Genomic DNA, 1,052 nt, shown 5'->3' with positions numbered 1-1,052 from the left:
CATTTGTACGTTCAGAGGGACTGATTATTATTTTGGCTTTTACGTGTTTTTTAATAGTCCAAAAAAAATGGAAAGTATTACCTCTATTTGTTACAGGACATGTCGTATATGGGTTAGTAGGCGCAACTTTTCACAAGGATGTTCTTTGGGTAATTAACAAGATGCCTTATCGTACTTTAGAACACGTGTATGGCAAAGGTTCCCTATTTCACTTTGTTGACCAACTGATATACATAGTAGGATTACCGATTTACGGACTAATAGCTTTCAGTTTAGTGTATTACTCTGTTTCATTGTATCAAAGGCGAATTACTATCAAAGAACTGTTTATTCCGTTTGTTTTTCTTGCGTTTTTTGTAGCGCATAGTTTATTCTGGTATTTTGGTATTTTTGCTTCTATGGGTTTGAAACGGGTTTTGATAGGTGTTGTACCGCTTATGGGGATTATGGCATGGCATGGATATGCTTTTATCCTTGAAATTTTAGGCAAATTTTCTGATAAAATACGCTACTTTTTTAAGTATGGAATTTTACTTTATGCATTGATATTTCCTTTTACGCCCAATCCTGCTGCGATAAACTTCAAAGAAAGTATGTACTTGGATGCCTCGCAGCAATTAGCACAGAAAGTAGTTCAGGATTTACAGCAAAAAGGGTTGCTAAAACATAGACTAATATCTGACAATACATATTTTGAAATGCTAACTCCACAATTTGACGTACTATATGCACTTTACTATAAACCTTTTACGCTTCAATCTGGGGACATATACGTGTACGATCCCCATTACGGTAGGTTTAAAAAAGAGCAGTTAGAGACTTTTTACAAAATGAAGTCAATAGGGCGCTACACTGCCCTCAATGAAAAAGGAAAAGAAATTTATTATACTGTATATCAATTCCTTTAGTTGGATTAGTGTAGTTAGGTCTTTACTTGTTTTGATTAGAGTTTGAAAAATAATTTTGATTTTTTGGGCGCGACCCTTGCTACGCAAGGGTCGGGGCATTCTGAACGTAGCCCGCAGCACGCCGACCATGTGGGCATGATCGCA

Annotated in this window: 1 protein-coding gene; it reads left to right on the top strand. The window is 36.3% G+C overall.

The window, feature by feature from the left end; genetic code table 11:
• Window positions 1-908: hypothetical protein (locus NZ519_14005; protein ID MCS7029866.1), on the top strand; the 908-nt coding region annotated here is incomplete at its 5' end.
• Window positions 909-1,052: the final 144 nt, after the last annotated feature.

It is taken from the genome of Bacteroidia bacterium (assembly GCA_025056095.1).
GTDB lineage: Bacteria > Bacteroidota > Bacteroidia > JANWVE01 > JANWVE01 > JANWVE01.
The sequence above is the reverse complement of the archived record's forward strand: the minus strand, read 5'-3'. Positions and strand labels throughout refer to the sequence as shown.